The 16,921-nt window shown below is 39.5% G+C and carries 19 protein-coding genes, 1 other RNA gene and 1 pseudogene; 11 read left to right on the forward strand and 10 right to left on the reverse strand.

Going from position 1 to position 16,921, the window contains the following annotated elements:
* The first annotated feature begins 21 nt into the window (after nucleotides 1-21).
* A complete protein-coding gene (locus ACOWPH_RS25970; protein ID WP_015212999.1) occupies nucleotides 22-792 on the forward strand; it encodes a lipase family protein in 771 nt (256 codons plus the stop codon).
* Nucleotides 793-842: 50 nt separating this feature from the next.
* A complete protein-coding gene (locus tag ACOWPH_RS25975; RefSeq protein ID WP_015213000.1) occupies nucleotides 843-1,805 on the forward strand; it encodes an acetamidase/formamidase family protein in 963 nt (320 codons plus the stop codon).
* Between the two features lies 1 nt (nucleotide 1,806).
* On the opposite strand, the gene ACOWPH_RS25980 is transcribed toward ACOWPH_RS25975, so the two are convergent.
* The gene (locus tag ACOWPH_RS25980; protein WP_015213001.1) at nucleotides 1,807-2,970 is read right to left on the reverse strand and encodes an NAD(P)/FAD-dependent oxidoreductase; all 1,164 of its coding nucleotides are present in this window, start codon (nucleotides 2,968-2,970) and stop codon (nucleotides 1,807-1,809) included.
* Nucleotides 2,971-3,012: 42 nt separating this feature from the next.
* Here ACOWPH_RS25980 and ACOWPH_RS25985 point away from each other — a divergent pair, with 42 nt between their 5' ends.
* Nucleotides 3,013-3,519: a GNAT family N-acetyltransferase gene (locus ACOWPH_RS25985; protein WP_015213002.1), complete on the forward strand. Its 507-nt coding sequence runs from the start codon at nucleotides 3,013-3,015 to the stop codon at nucleotides 3,517-3,519.
* Nucleotides 3,520-3,576: 57 nt separating this feature from the next.
* Here ACOWPH_RS25985 and petA read toward each other — a convergent pair whose 3' ends face one another.
* Nucleotides 3,577-4,578 (reverse strand): cytochrome f, encoded by a 1,002-nt coding sequence (petA, locus tag ACOWPH_RS25990; RefSeq protein WP_015213003.1) that lies wholly within the window; start codon nucleotides 4,576-4,578, stop codon nucleotides 3,577-3,579.
* Nucleotides 4,579-4,741: 163 nt separating this feature from the next.
* Complete coding sequence (gene petC / locus ACOWPH_RS25995) at nucleotides 4,742-5,281, reverse strand: cytochrome b6-f complex iron-sulfur subunit (RefSeq protein WP_015213004.1); 540 nt, start codon at nucleotides 5,279-5,281, stop codon at nucleotides 4,742-4,744.
* Between the two features lie 318 nt (nucleotides 5,282-5,599).
* On the opposite strand from petC, the gene ACOWPH_RS26000 reads away from it, so the two are divergent.
* Nucleotides 5,600-5,908 (forward strand): DUF3067 family protein, encoded by a 309-nt coding sequence (locus tag ACOWPH_RS26000; RefSeq protein ID WP_042465660.1) that lies wholly within the window; start codon nucleotides 5,600-5,602, stop codon nucleotides 5,906-5,908.
* A gap of 198 nt (nucleotides 5,909-6,106) precedes the next feature.
* Here the strand turns inward: ACOWPH_RS26000 and ACOWPH_RS26005 are convergent, their stop codons facing one another.
* The 3 genes from ACOWPH_RS26005 to ACOWPH_RS26015 form a co-directional block, all read right to left on the reverse strand.
* Entirely contained in the window at nucleotides 6,107-7,390 is a 1,284-nt protein-coding gene (locus ACOWPH_RS26005; RefSeq protein WP_015213006.1) for a DHH family phosphoesterase, read from the reverse strand.
* A 524-nt stretch (nucleotides 7,391-7,914) separates the two neighbouring features.
* The gene (locus ACOWPH_RS26010; protein ID WP_015213007.1) at nucleotides 7,915-8,412 is read right to left on the reverse strand and encodes an HNH endonuclease; all 498 of its coding nucleotides are present in this window, start codon (nucleotides 8,410-8,412) and stop codon (nucleotides 7,915-7,917) included.
* A 353-nt stretch (nucleotides 8,413-8,765) separates the two neighbouring features.
* Nucleotides 8,766-9,272: a pentapeptide repeat-containing protein gene (locus ACOWPH_RS26015; protein WP_015213008.1), complete on the reverse strand. Its 507-nt coding sequence runs from the start codon at nucleotides 9,270-9,272 to the stop codon at nucleotides 8,766-8,768.
* Between the two features lie 168 nt (nucleotides 9,273-9,440).
* On the opposite strand from ACOWPH_RS26015, the gene gcvT reads away from it, so the two are divergent.
* Nucleotides 9,441-10,625 (forward strand): glycine cleavage system aminomethyltransferase GcvT, encoded by a 1,185-nt coding sequence (gcvT, locus tag ACOWPH_RS26020; protein ID WP_015213009.1) that lies wholly within the window; start codon nucleotides 9,441-9,443, stop codon nucleotides 10,623-10,625.
* An 81-nt stretch (nucleotides 10,626-10,706) separates the two neighbouring features.
* Complete coding sequence (gene gcvH, locus ACOWPH_RS26025; RefSeq protein WP_015213010.1) at nucleotides 10,707-11,096, forward strand: glycine cleavage system protein GcvH; 390 nt, start codon at nucleotides 10,707-10,709, stop codon at nucleotides 11,094-11,096.
* 153 nt (nucleotides 11,097-11,249) lie between these two features.
* Here the strand turns inward: gcvH and ACOWPH_RS26030 are convergent, their stop codons facing one another.
* Entirely contained in the window at nucleotides 11,250-12,011 is a 762-nt protein-coding gene (locus ACOWPH_RS26030; RefSeq protein ID WP_015213011.1) for a glycoside hydrolase family protein, read from the reverse strand.
* Between the two features lie 313 nt (nucleotides 12,012-12,324).
* Between ACOWPH_RS26030 and ACOWPH_RS26035 the strand changes: the two genes are divergently transcribed.
* The 5 genes from ACOWPH_RS26035 to queF all read left to right on the forward strand — a co-directional run bounded on the left by ACOWPH_RS26035 (nucleotide 12,325) and on the right by queF (nucleotide 14,206).
* A complete protein-coding gene (locus tag ACOWPH_RS26035; RefSeq protein ID WP_015213012.1) occupies nucleotides 12,325-12,591 on the forward strand; it encodes a YciI family protein in 267 nt (88 codons plus the stop codon).
* 38 nt (nucleotides 12,592-12,629) lie between these two features.
* Nucleotides 12,630-12,726, forward strand: an RNA gene (gene ffs, locus ACOWPH_RS26040) — signal recognition particle sRNA small type.
* Nucleotides 12,727-12,751: 25 nt separating this feature from the next.
* Nucleotides 12,752-13,135, forward strand: a complete 384-nt coding sequence (locus ACOWPH_RS26045) for a phasin family protein (protein WP_015213013.1) — start codon at nucleotides 12,752-12,754, stop codon at nucleotides 13,133-13,135.
* Nucleotides 13,136-13,292: 157 nt separating this feature from the next.
* Nucleotides 13,293-13,691: a hypothetical protein gene (locus ACOWPH_RS26050; protein WP_015213014.1), complete on the forward strand. Its 399-nt coding sequence runs from the start codon at nucleotides 13,293-13,295 to the stop codon at nucleotides 13,689-13,691.
* An 86-nt stretch (nucleotides 13,692-13,777) separates the two neighbouring features.
* On the forward strand, nucleotides 13,778-14,206 hold the full coding sequence (gene queF / locus ACOWPH_RS26055; RefSeq protein ID WP_015213015.1) for a preQ(1) synthase: 429 nt from the start codon (nucleotides 13,778-13,780) through the stop codon (nucleotides 14,204-14,206).
* 181 nt (nucleotides 14,207-14,387) lie between these two features.
* On the opposite strand, the gene ACOWPH_RS26060 is transcribed toward queF, so the two are convergent.
* The 3 genes and pseudogenes from ACOWPH_RS26060 to ACOWPH_RS26070 form a co-directional block, all read right to left on the reverse strand.
* Nucleotides 14,388-14,687: a hypothetical protein gene (locus ACOWPH_RS26060; RefSeq protein WP_015213016.1), complete on the reverse strand. Its 300-nt coding sequence runs from the start codon at nucleotides 14,685-14,687 to the stop codon at nucleotides 14,388-14,390.
* 109 nt (nucleotides 14,688-14,796) lie between these two features.
* The gene (locus tag ACOWPH_RS26065; RefSeq protein WP_015213017.1) at nucleotides 14,797-15,498 is read right to left on the reverse strand and encodes a hypothetical protein; all 702 of its coding nucleotides are present in this window, start codon (nucleotides 15,496-15,498) and stop codon (nucleotides 14,797-14,799) included.
* 54 nt (nucleotides 15,499-15,552) lie between these two features.
* Nucleotides 15,553-16,921, reverse strand: a pseudogene (locus tag ACOWPH_RS26070) (cytochrome c biogenesis protein).

Below are 16,921 nucleotides of genomic sequence, written 5' to 3' on the forward strand. Positions count from 1 at the left end.
CTATAACTAGAGGACACAACTATGAAGGTTGATTATTCTAAAGCATTGAAATTAGCAATTTGTTGCAAGGAAAGTTACCAAAACTTCTCTAATATTAAATTTAGTGGTTGGAGCGAACAACCCTTTTTAATTGACCAAAAAGATACTGATACCCAACTCGCTATCCTTACAGATACATCAGGAATTACTATTGTGTTTCCTGGTAGTAATTCATCTTTTGATTGGAGAACAAACCTGGAAACTAGTCAGGAACAGACAAAGTTTGACAAGCAAATAATTCAGTCAGAAATCGTTGATCAAAATGATAAAATTTATCCTTATCTAACAGAAAATAGTTCGGGATCTTTGATGCACAGTGGCTTTATCAAGGCTTACTTTTCTGTCAGAAACCAGATTCATGAATATATCAAAAATAATAATATTTCTCGTGTCACCGTATCTGGACATAGTTTAGGTGGAGCATTAGCAACATTATGTGTTGTTGATATTCAATACAACTTTGTGAATCAATTAGCATCTATAGAATCCTTTACTTTTGGAGCGCCAAAAGTTGGTAATAAAGGCTTTCAAGAATCATATAATCAAAGAGTTCCCAGCAGCTATCAATTTGTAAATGGTATGGATATAGTACCAGAATTACCAAGATGGTGGCAGGGATATCGCCATATAGATCAAGAATTGCGGATAGGTTCAAGATTTAGTTTAAACTTTATTGCTGCACGATTTCAAGATCATGCTATTAGCAATTATATTAGTACCTTCAAAGAAATATTAAGCCGTTCAGGGAATTAAAATACGCTGCAATTAATAGCCCTGCATCTACTCAATTCACCTACCACAACATGACTCACCATATTTTAAAAGCTACCAAAGAAACTGTACATCTAGGTGGCTTTTCCCATTTATTAAAACCAGCATTAATAGTTAATTCTAACGACACAATAGATGTAGAAACTTATACTGGTTATTATGTTTATGACAAAGCCCCACCAGAATTTTTGACACCGGAATTTGTTGATATCTGCAAAAATTTACCTCCCGAACGCAAAATAGCCAGTGGTCCGCATCTACTCACAGGGCCAATTTACATCCGAGATGCTGAACCAGGAGATGTTTTAGAAATACAATTAGAAGCTATTTCACCCCGTTTACCCATTGGCTTTAATGCTATTCGTACAGGTTGGGGAGCATTACCACAACAATTTCCTCACCCAACATTAAAATTTATTCCCCTGGATTTAGAAAATAATTTTGCAGAATTTCCTTTAGGATCAAATATCAAAATTCCCCTTACACCATTTTTTGGAATTTTGGGAGTTGCTACCCCAGAAAACTCCCGTAACTCTATACCACCAGGTGCTTATGGAGGGAACATTGATAACCGTGAATTACAAGCAGGTTCGCGGCTATTTTTACCCATATATCTTCCCGGTGCATTATTTTCTATTGGTGATGGACATTCTGCACAGGGAGATGGTGAAGTGAATGTGACTGCTATCGAAACTTCTATGAATGGCAGAATTAAACTCAAATTGCGTAAAGATTTACAACTGAAAATACCAATAGCAGAAACACCTACAGATTTTATCACCATGGGTTTTGCACCAACCTTAGATAATGCTTTAGAATTGGCTTTAAAAAATATGATATATTTTCTGGAACGCTTCACCAACTTGTCACCAGAAGATGCTTATATTTTATGTAGTTTAGCTGTTAATTTCCATATCACCCAAGTAGTTAATAATCCTCAAAAAGGTGTGCATGGGATGTTATCTAAATCAATTTTTCCGAAGATAATATTATAGATTAGCTCAAATTAGTTCTATCTGGAGACATCTGGCTAATAATTTTATCTTGATAACCAGACACAAATTTAGCAAAGCGTGTTGCTAACGGTGGAACGAAAACAAAAGGACTACTAAAACCAGAGAAAATATAAATGTTTTCAAATTCGGGAATTTTCCCAATTAATGGGAATTTATCTTTAGTGAATGCCACTAAACAATGATGCCGAGTTCCTGGTAACTTTTCTAAAGTTGGTAATATGTTGTTGATACTTGTTCGTAACCATTTTTCACTAGCTTCTGAGTTAATTGAAGCATAGGGATTTGTAAGAATACGGCTAATTTGACCTAAACGCAAACTACCATCAAGAAACTGCACAGCACCTGCATCTAAAATTGGTGCTACTGGTTCATATCCAGATTCATCCCATAATTTATCAATTTGAGTTGCTGCAATTTCTAATTGTAAGCGTTGCAGATTAGCTGGTGTAACCAGGGTACGTAAACGCAAATCTACAGGTGGAGTTTCAATTATTTCTGCATGAGAAAAATACATTTTTATGGGAATACCTGCTAATTTTAGTAATTGTCGGCTGAGTCCACCCGCGCAAATTGCTATATTGGCACTGTGGAAAGTTGCTGTGGTTGTTTTTACGCTTTTTAAGCCTTGATTAAGTTCTAATACTTGGGTAAACTGCAATTCTCCCCCTAGTCGCAGCATGGCTTGAATATATGCTTGCGCTGTTTTATTTGGGTGGATATGACCATGTTTAATAGTCAAAGCACCGGATATGGCATTTTTATTTAGCAGTGGTTCTAATTCACAAGCTTCTTGAATATTTAATCGAGTCGGTGGAATGGTAAGATGAGCGTAGGATGCAGATGTTGTTTTTGGATCGCTATTAGAGGGAATAGTTAACAATAAATCTAATTCACGAAATTGGATATCAGCATCTAATTCTTGGGAGAGAATAGGGTAACGAGCCATACTTTCTTGACTTAATTGTTGTGTAATTGGTGTTGTCCCTGCCCAATAGGAAATTCCCCCATAACTATAGCGAGTAGCATTTTGTGGCATGGGATATTGTTCTAGCAATAGTACAGAAAATCCAGTTTTTGCTAATTCATAAGCAAGTGCAGTACCTGTGATGCCCGCACCAATAATAATCCAGTCGTAAGTTTTCATAATTGTTTGAATCTAAATATTTTGAAAATAGGAACTGTTAAGATGAAAATTCGTGGTGAAACTCTCCTAGACTATCCTGCAATAGCTGAGGTTAATACTCTAGCTTTTAAAGGTGAAAATGAAGCTCTACTGATTGAGAAAATTCGGATTTCTGACCGCTATATTCCAGAGTTATCATTAGTAGCAGAAATTGATGGTAGAGTGATTGGTCATATTCTTTATAGCTATATTGATTTGGTCGATGAAGATACATTCCAGGTTCTTGGTTTAGCACCCATAGCAGTTCATCCACAGTTTCACAAACAAGGAATTGGTAGTGCATTAATAAATGCAAGTTTAGAAATAGCAAATACCAGAAAAGAAGCTATAGTTATTGTACTGGGTTATCCTTCTTTCTATACACGCTTTGGGTTTGTTCCCTCAGTTGATTATCAAATAGAATCTCCGTTTCCAGTGCCGGATGATGTCTTTATGGTTAAAACATTGCAAAGCTATGATAAAAAATACAAGGGTAAAGTTATTTATCCACCTGCTTTTGATGGATGTTGAGATATAAAAAAAGACAGGCATCTTGCCTGTCTAAAAATGAATTATTTAGCAGAGAATTTAGAAATTCATCTCAGCAGCTTGAACTTTTTCAATCTGCTTTTTCTTTAGTACCAGCATAACTTGTGCCAACATCACTAAACAGACGAAAGCAACCATCCATGCAACTCTGGAACTATCTTGTAAGACAATTTCTGCATCTAGTTGACCGAAACCGCCAACGTTGGGGTTGTTGGTCAAAGCATCACCAGATGCAACTGTTTGTCCTTCAGAAACAATTAGATCTGGGCCTGCGGGAACAGTATCATTAACAACTTCACCAGCTTCAGTTGTGATGCTGATTACATACTTAACATTACCGTCTTCGTCTTCTTCTTTGGCAATCTTGCTAATTGTGCCAGCAGCAGAAGCGTTGTAAATGTTGTTATTGCTCTTTTCACCTGTGGGATATACTTGTCCGCGTCCCCGGTTTCCGCCTACATGAACGGAATATTTGCCAAAGTGGATATTTTTGTCGGTAGCGGGGTTAGGTGACAGAATAGGAAAGACAATTTCTTGATATTGTTCGCCGGGTAAGGGGCCAACAATGACAATATTGTCTTTGTCTTCACCGTAAGGTTGGAAGTAAACATCGCCTACTTCTTCCTTCATTTCTTCAGGAATGCGGTCTTCTGGCGCAATTTTGAAGCCGTCGGGCAACATTAATACAGCACCGACGTTTAAGCCGACTTTAGAACCATCAGCGCCTACTTGCTGTGCGCTGGTATCGTAGGGAATTTTGACGATCGCTTTAAATACGGTGTCAGGTAGTACCGATTGGGGTACTTCTACTTCTGTAGGTTTAGCTGCTAGGTGACAGTTAGCGCAAACAATCCGTCCTGTTGGTTCGCGGGGAGTTTCAGGATAGGCTGCTTGCGCCCAGAATGGATAAGCCGCAGCGGTTTGGGGTTGGGCTATATCGCTGGTGAAGAAAAAGGTCACGGTGGCGATCGCTATCAGCAATGCGTTTAACATTACTTTAGCAGTACGAGTTAACCTCGCAGGTGTACAGGCGTTTCTCATCTCTATAAAGTCATTACATTAGTCAGTGGTCATTAGTCATTGGTCATTGGTTATTGGTTATTGGTCTTTGGTCTTTGGTCAAGAATTGATTCAAAACTCTGGACTTTTGACTTTAGACTAATAGCTCAATCCTCAGTACTCGGTACTCAATACTCAGTACTCTCTAAGCCCACCAAGCTGCTTCACCGGTACGGAAGTCGGTTTCTGTCCAAGGTGTCAAAACGATTTTGTCGTCATTAACTGCGGCATGAGCCAGAGCTAAAGACTTGGGTGCAGGCCCCCGAACGACTTTACCAGTAGCATCGTACTGAGAACCGTGACAAGGACATTTAAATTTGTTTTCAGCTACGTTCCAAGGGACAACACAACCTAAGTGAGTACAGATGGCGTTAATCCCATAGTCAGCGATCGCTTCTTTGCTTTCGACCACAATATATGTAGGATCACCTTTGAGTCCTTGAACCAAAGTGCGATCGCCCACATTATGGCTTTCTAGAAATTGACCAACACTAACGTCGTTACCTAGTTCGTTTTTGGCAACTGTACCACCGCCACCACCACCGCTGGCGGGAGGGATAAAGTAGTTGACAACAGGATACAATGCACCTAGCGCCACTCCGGTCACAGTCCCAAAAGTGAGCAGGTTCATGAATTGACGACGACCCATATCAGGCACGTCTGCTGATTCAGAAAATTGAGCCATAATCTACGCGCTCTTTGTGTAATTTATTAAGCATTTTGACAAGAGTACCAGCACTTGAGCAACTCCTGTCTGAGTCGAAATGCTAATGCCTTCAGCGACACCATACTTCTTTGTTGCAAGACATATCTAGCATCTTTTCTGTTAGCATTACATTTCTTTATATCCTTATCATACTGGAGTTACGGAACTTAACATCATAACTAAATGTAAAATCTAATGGAGAAAACTTTTGATCCCATTAAGGATAGGCTGGGATATTTCAAATCGAGGAAACACCCTCAGCCTGACTATTCTCAATCCCAAATGCAAATCATAGATATGACAGGACAGGAATTACGACAACTGCTGATTGATAAATGGGGATACTCTTATGATGTCCAGTTCCGCAGGACACAGGGGAAGGTATTTCTGCAAGTGATGTGGAAATATGTTGAGCAAGCTTCATTCCCCTTAAGCGAGGCCGAGTACCAAGAACATATCAATGATATTGCCAATTATCTCAATGCCTTGGGGGGAACAATACAAGTACAAACTTTTATTACACAGACAAAAGAGCGTCCCCGACTGGGTAAAGCAGTGAGTATTCCCCTCGACTTAGGCGATCGCGCTTCTGAATGGATTTTATGACTTTTAATAAAAATCAATCATGCTCATTTAAATATTGATTTTCTCTGTTGGGGCTGGTAATTGGTAATGGGTAAGAATAATTATCAAAAATAGCAACAAGACGAAAAACAGGAAAATTATCCTCGATCAACCATTTTCCTGCTATTCCTGATTTGAATAGTGAGGAGTTAGCAATTCTCCTCACTTACCAATTTGCTGCTACGACTGAATTGGGTTATCTCTAGGATTTACTAACTTCAACAATTTCTGCTTGATTTGAGCATCATAAACTTCCCATTTGATTTTTGCATAAGCAGAATTTTCATTGCTACCAGATAAAAAACCCATCGGAATTTCAAAGCCTCCTGCACCAGTACGTCCACCACCAAAAAACCTTCCTGTGCTATCTTGTCCAAAGGCTTCTTTAATAAATTCGTCGGGGTCTAGGGTAAGTTTTGTGGTTCTGAGGGAACCTATAACTACTTCTAGTTCGTCATCTTCATCGTGAACGATGCCATAAACTACTGCGGTGTGAACATTTTCTTCTGTGACAAGAAAATCAGCCGCTTGGGGAATAGCATCTCTATCGTCGTAGCGTAAGTAACCAACCCCAGCTATGGAAAAGTTATTTTGGACAATGCGATTTTTGAGCGATCGCTCGATCACATCCATTACCCGCTTAGAACGATTTGCCTGTAGAATGGCATTCAGCAACTGAGCATCATAAAATCGGCTCAGATATGCAGCAGCCATAAAATCTTCTTCCTGCGCTTGCATTAACCTATTGGTATCTGAGCGCAAACCATGCATTAAGGCAGTAGCACATTTAACGTGTTGGCTAATACTGCTATCTAATGACAGTAACCCCGCTTGTAAGTATTGAGTAAATATTGTTGCCGTTGCCCGCACATATGGACGCACATCAACAAACTCAGCTTTGAGTTCCCCTTGCAAGCTATGATGGTCAACTAGCACTACTAAGGGAATTCCTGCCTGTTGTACTGCTGATAAAAGCTGTGATGTGGTTCCCTGGTTATCAATTAACACAAACCCTTGATAAGATGACAAATCTTTACTTTTTAGGGATTGCATTGTCCAGCGTTGAGCGGGTAAGTTAGTCAACTTGACTAAGGCAATATTCTCTTGGTGGCTTAAGGTTCCAGCATAAACAATTTCACATTTGATATCGTATTGTTGAGTAATTAATTGGTAAGCCCAAGCGCACGAAAGCGCATCAGGGTCAGGAAAATCTTGCAGAATTACCAAATGACGCTCATGTCTATGACAGAGCAGGATTTTTTGTAACTCTTCTGACTTTTGACCGGGAAGGGAATTATTGCCACGTTGAGCTAAATATATACCTCCTCCATCACCATTTGATCCTGGTAAAGAAGGCCTGGCAAGCGGAGGAAGTTCATAAGATTCTTTATCTATCTCAACTTCCTCCGGTTTTAGTTCTAACGATAAATTATCAAATTGAGTAACTGAAGAATTCAAGTACATAGGGCGTTTGGTTGTCAGCGTGGTGGCTTGTGTATGCCTTCCGAGATACTCCGATCAGCGCATCACTGGTTTAGCCACACATTATGATCTTGGCAGAAATTTACAGTCTTTGCACTGGTGAGGTGGGTGTATTTTTTTTCAACAACATTATTCAATAATTGATCACATCAGTGCATGATTTGCTCCTCCTGCCTCTGCCTCCTTCAACTAAGTTGGGCTATAGATTTTTTCTTTGTATTTTTCAGTCTTGAGTTTGTGATTCGTAAATTTTAATAATTTTCAGCAACAATAGACCATACTTCACATAATGATGTATGATGATAAGTCTGCCTATATTTTATGTTAGCTAAATTTTGGCAGCACCCTATTCCAGCTTTTGGGAACGTTCCTGAAAAACTGCGGATCAACACCAACCAAAACCGGACTAGACCTTTTACTCGTGGTATGCTTTACTGGCTAAAGTCAAACAGTAATCCGCACAAGTAAAGACTTATCTCTTGATGCCTGGCTGATTTTTTGTAACGTCAAAGTCCTATTACATATTTTTGCCACTCTTGATGAAGTCCACTCTTCAGATGTTTTGTCACCTCGAAGTAGAGGCTACTATAAGGTTGACGCGGAGGATAGCGCAAAGGCATACGGGCTTCATGGGGTGTACGACAGCCTTTTTTGACGTTGCAGCGTACACAAGCCGTAACAATGTTTTCCCAGGTATCCCCCCCTCCACGCGATCGCGGCATGACATGATCTAAGGTCAATTCGTCTCCTGTGTAGCCACAGTATTGACAAGTATGACTGTCACGATGCAATATATTCCGGCGAGTAAGAGGAATTTCCTTATAGGGGACACGAACGTAATGACGCAACCGGATTACGGTTGGCAATGGGAAATCCGTGTATATGAATTTACCGTTATGTTCTACGTGTTCTGCTTTGCCTTTAATCAACAAAACTATGGCACGTCGCCAACTCGTGATGTTGAGCGGTTCGTAGGAGGCGTTTAGGACTAAAACCTTCCCCATTGATGTTAGCTCAAGGTATTAGTTTTAGATATTTTAACACAAATATACCATCCTGGGGAGATGAGAATAATTTATACTTCCTAAATAATCTAAATAATTTGGTTGCAGTAGTGAGGATTTCCGAAGCAAAACAAATATTTTTCCGTATTTGGCTAAATATTATTAATTTTTATACCTAACCCAAGTTGCGGGTAATAAAATGCTGGATTGTATAATGATTTCCTGGTATAGACAGCAGTGAAAACAGGATATTTCCCCACTAATTGCCAAGTGGAAACCCAACATGAGCGTTAAATTGAGAAAATCCCCCTCCACAAGAAACAATAGGGAGGGGGATAAAATTAGTCTAGTTATTACTTACAACCTAAAGATTCGCGAGTGTCTACACCAGTTTGAGAATTGACACCCCTGGCATTTACACAGAGTTTTTTCACCTGTGTCATGTCTAAAATTGCGTTGGTAAAATCTGCACCTGTGACATCAACATCATCAAAAGTTGTGCGTAACATCATGGCATCAGTCAACACCGCATCACTGAAGTCAGTATTTTTGAACCTGGCAAGATAGGCAATACCCTGCCTAAAATCTACACCATGTAGATTTACACCCTCTAATAAAGCACCGTTAAATACACCACCACGTAAATCAGCATTACTAAAGTTAGTATTTTCTAATTTCACGCTAGTAAACTCAGTCCCGGCTAAGTTTTGACCAGAATAGTCTTGTCCACTGGCTCCTTGATTATCAATGTTACCAATAGAACTATTCACACTAGAAGAACTTGCAGCTTCTGCTGGTAAGGGAGACACAAACAGCACCACAGCTAAAACAAAACTAGCCAATATTTGCCAATACTTCATAATTTCTGCTTAATAAATCTCAACACTTCCACTATTAATTATTAAACCGCACTAGGGGATGTTGAGTAATTATCTGCTAAATTAGAAGTCATCTCGTAGGATAGATAGATATTGAGGTGCGATGCCTACGGCAAGCGTACCTGCGATCGCACGCCTAACTAACTACCTGTGACTAATCAAGAAAATATTACCTCGTCGGCAGTCGCTCATGGGGGCAACTTCCAAGACCTCGCTGCCTCCCAATCTCCAGCGCGAACCCCTTTATATCAAACGAGTGTAGAACTCAAAGCCCGCTTCACCAATTTTGGTGGCTGGGAAATGCCCGTACAATATAGCGGTATCAGTAGCGAACACCAAGCGGTCAGAAACAACGCCGGAATGTTTGACATTTCCCACATGGGCAAATTTACCCTTCAAGGTAAAACCCTCATTGACCAACTTCAGAACTTAGTTCCCTCAGACTTGAGTCGCCTACAACCCGGTCAGGCCCAATATACAGTATTGTTAAATGCTGAAGCCGGAATTATTGACGACATCATTATTTATTATTTAGGCAAAGACACCACAGATACACAAAACGTAGTCATTATAGTCAATGCCTCAACCACCGATAAAGATAAAGCATGGATCTTGGCACACTTAGACCCTAATATAGTCCACTTTCAAGACCTGTCACGGCATAAAGTTTTAATTGCCGTACAAGGGCCAAAAGCTACCAGCCATCTCCAGTCCTTAGTTTCAGCAGATTTAACACCAGTCAAAGCCTTTGGGCATATAGAAACAACCATTCTCAGTCACCCCGCTTTCCTCGCCCGTACAGGCTACACTGGAGAAGATGGCTTTGAAGTCATGGTAGATCCAGAAGTAGGGGTAAAATTATGGCAACATCTCCATAATCTTGGTGTCATCCCTTGCGGACTCGGTGCCAGAGACACTCTGCGTCTGGAAGCAGCAATGGCACTTTATGGTCAAGACATCGACGATCATACCACACCCTTAGAAGCTGGTTTAGGTTGGTTAGTTCATTTAGATACCAAAGGCGATTTTATTGGGCGTAGTGTTTTAGAACAACAAAAAACTGAAGGAGTGCGTCGTAAACTCGTAGGTTTACAAACCCAAGGCAGAAATATTGCTCGTCATGGCTACCCAGTGTTATCCTCAAGTCAAGTTGTTGGAGAAGTAACTAGTGGAACTATCTCACCAACACTAGGTTATCCCATAGCCTTAGCTTACGTTCCTACCCAATTAGCAACCGTCAAACAGCAGCTAGAAGTGGAAATTCGGGGTAAAGCGTACCCCGCAGTAGTTATCAAACGTCCCTTTTATCGCTCAAAAAATCGTGTAACTAATTGATAACCTTTGAAGGTTTTAAGGAATAATGTGTTTTGGGTTACTGTTGTAACACTAATTTTTGAACGTGGAAGAGGAAGTTTTATGTCTTTTGAATATCCGCAAGATTTGCGATATCTAGATTCTCATGAGTATGCACGCTTAGATGGAGAAATCGCTACTATTGGGATTAGCGCATTTGCTGTAGATGAATTGGGTGATATTGTACATTTAGAACTGGCAGACATTGGAGATGCGATTAGCCTGGGTGACAAATTTGGCACAATCGAATCAGTAAAAGCCGTTGAGGAACTCAATGCACCAATCAGCGGTACAGTAATAGAACGCAATGAGATTTTGATTCAATTTCCCGAACAAGTATCAGACGACCCACATGGTGAAGGTTGGTTGATCAAAGTCCGTATCAATGACCCTGGTGAGCTTGATGAAGCCATGACAGCCGATGAATATCGTGCTTTGGTAGAAGGCGAGTAATACAGCGTGAATCACCTACACTGAATTGAAGTACCAAGAACAGTGTCGGCTTCTGTAATCATGGGGGAGTGCCGCAGCTTAGACTTGTTTCTAAGCTTTGGTCTTAACTCCCCAATCAACATTTAGATATTGCTTGCCACTGACCTTTCAGGTTCAGTAGGGGACTGACGGCAAACTAGTTAAAAATAGTTTAGCTTCTGCCAATCTCCTGCGCTTTAAACCCTCCTCAACCAGGCTACCAGGGCTTCTGTACTTAACAAAAGTTTCTTCAATTTCATCCCACTGTTGATTTTTTAAAACTCTAGTAATGCTCTGGAAATTAGCACCACCATAAAAATTAGCACCTAAGTTGTAACAAAAACTTAATAAGGCTCCCTGTTGGTTAGGGTTCAACTCATTCCATACAGGAATTTTTTGCAGACTTGGTAAATAATTATTTTCTAGTTGAGAAATCAAAAGTTCTTCTGCTTCTTCTTTAGTAATTTTTTCACCTAACTTCCATTCACTACCATCTTTTTTGCGAGTAGTTCCCCAACCAATAGTGATGGGTTTACCACCATTTTTAGGATCAGGATCAGGATAAGCCTCTAAAGACAACCCTTCAAATTCTTTAATCAGAGAAATTCCTGAAAGCGGTAGTTTTCCAGATTTGCCACCATAAAAGTTTTGATTTAAGTTGGCAATAGACTGATTTAAAGCATTCTGAGTAATCACTCCCACAATTCCATCAGCTTCAAGTCTCTGTTGTTGTTGAAACTGTTGCACAGCCGCTAGAGTTTTGTTACCAAAATCACCATCTATCAAACCTGGATCTAGGTTGAGCGCTTTTAATATTTGTTGTAAATGCTCAACTTTTACACCTTTTGAGCCTAGTCTGAGAACTTGATTGGGATTGAGGATTAATTCGGTGATCATGATGCTATTGTGGTGGATTTAATTTTAAGAAATCTGGCATTTTCTTATTATCTATGATTGGCATATTGTAATAATTGAATAAAAATAAATATTCGTAACCATTTTTTAATTAAATTTTGCTCAACAGCTACAAGACAAACAAGGAAACTCTGATTTAATATTCCAGTGTTTACCGTCGTGAAGTAGTAGGGTTTCTAGAAAAGTTTTGGAAAACGCATATTTAAATTTTGTCAATGTCCATTGTCATGATCATGCAAATAGATAAAAATCAAGGATATGATAAGTTATTCCCAATTCCCAATATAAAATTGATATGCCTTGGTTTGTAAAGATTGAAGCAGGTAAAGTGGATAAACCCACCTTTGATCAATATGTACCCGCCCACACAGCTTATGTACAAGACTTGATAGACAAAGGACACAAAGCTAAAACAGGCTATTGGGCGCAAAAAGGAGGGGGAATGATGCTGTTTGAGGCAGCGTCAATGGATGAAGCACAGGCCATAGTTGCTGGTGATCCCTTGGTACATAACGGTTGTGTCACTTATCAGCTTTACGAATGGCGAATTGTTATGGAATGACACACAATTACTGAATTTTTATGTTATGATTACTTTTAGACCTGGATCTATGCAACTTCAACGCCCAAATCTTGTCAGGACCGGAAGGTAGCAGCAATAAGGGATGCTTGTGGTAGGCGTAGTCTCCGGGTCGCCCCATTTTTAGGAGCGCTTTGCAGCAATGCCTGGTTTTGGAGATATTGTTCAAAAAGCTTTTTACCTTGGTGTAGGCTTGGCTTCTTACGCTGGTGAGAAAGCAGGGGGAAAATTAGCCGAACTGCGATCGCAAGTCCAAAAACTGGCTGACGAGATGGTGGCTAAGGGCGAAATGAATACAGAAGAAGCTCGTCGTTTCGTCGAAGATATGATGAAGCAAGCCCAACAACCCCAAGCACCTGGTGATACACCTGAAAAAACAGCCCCTTCTGAACCTCGTCGCATCGAAATCTTGGAGGTAGATGAAGAACCAGCTGTTAAACAAGAACCAACTGGAAATGTTGATCATTTACGCCAACAAGTACTAGAATTGCAGCAAAAGTTAGAGCAACTCAAAAACGATCAGTAAAAAATTACTTTTTACTTTGAGAACTCAGCAAAAGTTGTCAGTTGGCAATGATGATATATGCACAGCTTGTTTTATGTGCATTTCCTATTGTGTACACTAGCACTTACAAGCAGGTATATCAAGCATCCTGTTTGTAGCCATTAAGGCAGTTAAGCTTATGGAACCGTGGCAAAAAGACTTAGTTGAAATCATCGAAACTTTGGCTGATGAAGTAGAGAGCTTCTTCCTAGTAATGAATGATATGGTAGATTCATTTTTTGAACTGACGGAAGAAATTACCGAACAGATACACAATAGCATTGCCGCTGACATTGACCAGTACTTACAAGAATTAGCCGAACCGCTTTTGGAAGTTTACTGGGAATTGGAAGACGTGGTAGGAGATGTCGATCCCGGTTTTCCTTATGCAGTTGAACCTACAATAGAAAAAAATGCCGCTTGTATCGGTTGTAGCAACTATCATGGGCAAGTTTATAGCGGTAACTTGCTAGTTTGTGCTATGCATCCCCACGGTTGGGATGACGCGAATTGTCCAGACTGGGAAACAAGTTCTTAGTACCGAGTTATGAGTACCTAGTAATGATTTAGCAATCAATGTTAGATTAAAGTTTATGAATCTCTGCATTTTTTTGACTAAATTTTATGAGTAATACCTTACCTGAGACTGTTACCCCAGCAAACCCAGAAATGAAATATGGTGAACGCGAGATTGCAGAAGGGAAATTAATTACATTTCCTAACCCGCGTGTGGGTAGACGCTACGATATTAGTATTACCTTGCCGGAATTTACCTGTAAATGTCCATTTTCCGGTTATCCTGACTTTGCGACTATTTATATCACCTATATCCCTGATGAACGGGTGGTAGAATTGAAGGCTTTGAAGCTGTATATTAATAGTTATCGCGATCGCTATATTTCCCACGAAGAAACAGCAAATCAAATCTTAGATGATTTTGTTGCTGCTTGCGAACCTTTGGAAGTTACGGTGAAGACTGATTTTACTCCCCGTGGAAATGTGCATACCGTGGTTGAGGTAAAACATATAAAAGAAAAAGAAGAGATTTTTTAACCCAGAATTTTTTTGTAGTGAGGGCTTAAGTCACCACTACGAACGTTTTTGACTACAACTTTCAGAATATAGCAATTTATTCATCTAAAACAAAAGAAACAAAAGCAGTTCCTTCTGGTAAATTATGAGTAATAAATTGTTTAGCTATAGACAAGCTTTCTGGAATATAGCCTTTCCCACTCTAGTTAGATACAAAATTACCCCTCCCCAACCCTCCCCTTACCAAGGGGAGGGTGCGCGACAGCGCGGGTGGGGTGTATTTCATGAGATTGGGAATTGCTATATCATCAATTTCACTTAAATCTAATGAACCAGGATCTTCGGCAATTTGATCATTAAAATAACACCATAAATTTACACCTAAAATTAAAATATCTCTAGATTCAATCTCTTTAATAAAGTCAAGTGCATGAGTAGGAGTTAATAACAATTCTCCAGCTTTAATGAATCCTGTTTTTTGATATTCATCAATTAATTTCATATTTTTCATTCCTTTTTGAGTTGTTAGTAAAAAATCATTTTAGTTTCTTACTCAATAACTTAATTGAATCATTCAGTTTAGTATTGTTTTTCAATCCAGTTAGGATCATTTAATTTTTGAGAGATTTCCGACGACGTAATCTGTTAATAAATTTAAATACCTTACCTGCAAAAGAATTTACAAAGCGGTAGGTTTTGCGAACCCTATCTAAAAGTGGATAAGGTACTCGCAACCGCAAAGGATAGAAAATAGGCAAATATATCAAATAATAAGCCTTTTTCAAACTATCCCATTTTGAGCAGTATTCCTGTTGCAGAAAATCAGAAATATCAACAACTAAACCTCTCCCCTCAGACATCATCACATTCTTGCCATGAACATCATGAGGGTAAAGTCCACGAGTTCGCGCATAGTCTAAAGCACTATCAATATCTCTGATTACTTGGGGAGGAATACGCAAACCTTTGTGCAGACAGTCATAAAGGGTAACACCATATAATCTTTTCAAGACTAACAAGCCTTCGTGGGCATAAAAACACTCAGAAAAAGCCGGGTGTGAACCAAGACGATTGTAAACTTCTAGTTCCTCCTCAAACCCAGGACGACCGGGGGCATAAACTTTAACCACCAAGTCTGGGTATTCAGGATGATAAACCACTGCTGCGTAGTTTCCTGTACCTAGTAGTTGCCAAGGCGCGGGAATATGGCGTACTTGTGCTGGGTTGTGAGGATGAACACTTTCCACAATTAACTGTGGAATCAGTTCTTGGTGAATACTTGCAATCAGTGATTGAATATTGGATTTATTCATAGGAATAAAATACACCACTTAATTGCTATTATGCCCCAAATATGCAGAAAAAGATTATTTTTGTGCTGGGTTAGTCAGTTGATCTAAAATCTCTAAAACCTCTCTTTCAAAAGCAACTTGAGCGCGGTTAGTCTTACCACCTACATACAGCATATCGCCCTTTTGTAAAGCCCAAACTTGGGAATGGGAAAAATAACTCATCACTACACCCAACATTAGTAAAGCAAACCCTGCATAAACAATGGGAATACCAGGATCAAATTTAATTTGTAAACCTGTACTACCAACAACATCAAGGATTTTCAAATTGATTCCATTTACAGGAACAGACATTCCTGCACGAACAGTATTAATTAATTTGCCTTGAGCATCATAAATTAATACCATACCTTGCAAATCTTTTGCCAGCAGAGATACACCTTCACTTAAATCAGGTTTAGTGGGAATCCAAGTTCCCCAAATCCTTCCTTTCCCTTTGGTGTCTAACTGCGCCATAGGTAATTGAAAAATTGGACTTTTATTTAATCTCACGCGGACGCTAGAAATTCCCCAATCAGTTTGATAAAAAACTACGCCATGATAACGCAGAGGTTGGTTAACAAAAATCTTCTCATGGTTAACTTCTTTCCCCTCATTATTCAACACAGATAGATCAGAATAAAATTGATCAATTCCCCCTGTAGGAGTGTAATCAATCCAAAACCGATTTACACGTACAGACCAATCTTTTAACACATCCTGAGATGACCAAGGGCCAGCATCAATCAAATTTTTGACTTGAAAAGTTTCACCACTAGAAATCATTTCTTGAGCCATAAAACCCGTCATCGCGCCCCAAATTCCCCCTAAGAGGATAGCGACGATACCAATATGGACAACAATTGGCCCAATGCGACCGACTATTCCTTTACGGGCATAGAGAAGATCATCTTTTTCCTGAAATATCCGATAACGTTTTTCTTGTAATATTGGAGTGAGTGACTGCAAAGAACTCGCATCTAATTCTGCACTCAAAGCTAACTTTTGAAATTGTCTAGGTTCTTCATAATATTTCCAACGTTGTGCAGCTTTTAAAGCTGGTAATTGACGAGTAAAAGTACAAGCAGTTAAACTGGTTCCAAATAAAACTAATAAAGCTAAAAACCACCAAGTTCGATATACATGATCTAACCCCACAACTTGAATTACTTTCCAAGAAAGGAACCCAAATAAAGCCGGATGTTCTGGGTAATTAGATTGATAAAATGCTGGCAACTGTCCCTGTTCAATTACCGTGCCACTGACGCTAAATAAGGCAATTACTAATAACAGGATAATTGCCAAACGTAAATCAGTTAATACAGGCAAAATCTCACGCCGGATAAATCGCCTAAGGTATTAACCACCAACTTAATTCTGTGGATGTTGTATTATCTAAAGTCAT

Origin of the sequence: Anabaena sp. PCC 7938 (assembly GCF_049315035.1) — a bacterium.
GTDB lineage: Bacteria > Cyanobacteriota > Cyanobacteriia > Cyanobacteriales > Nostocaceae > Anabaena > Anabaena cylindrica.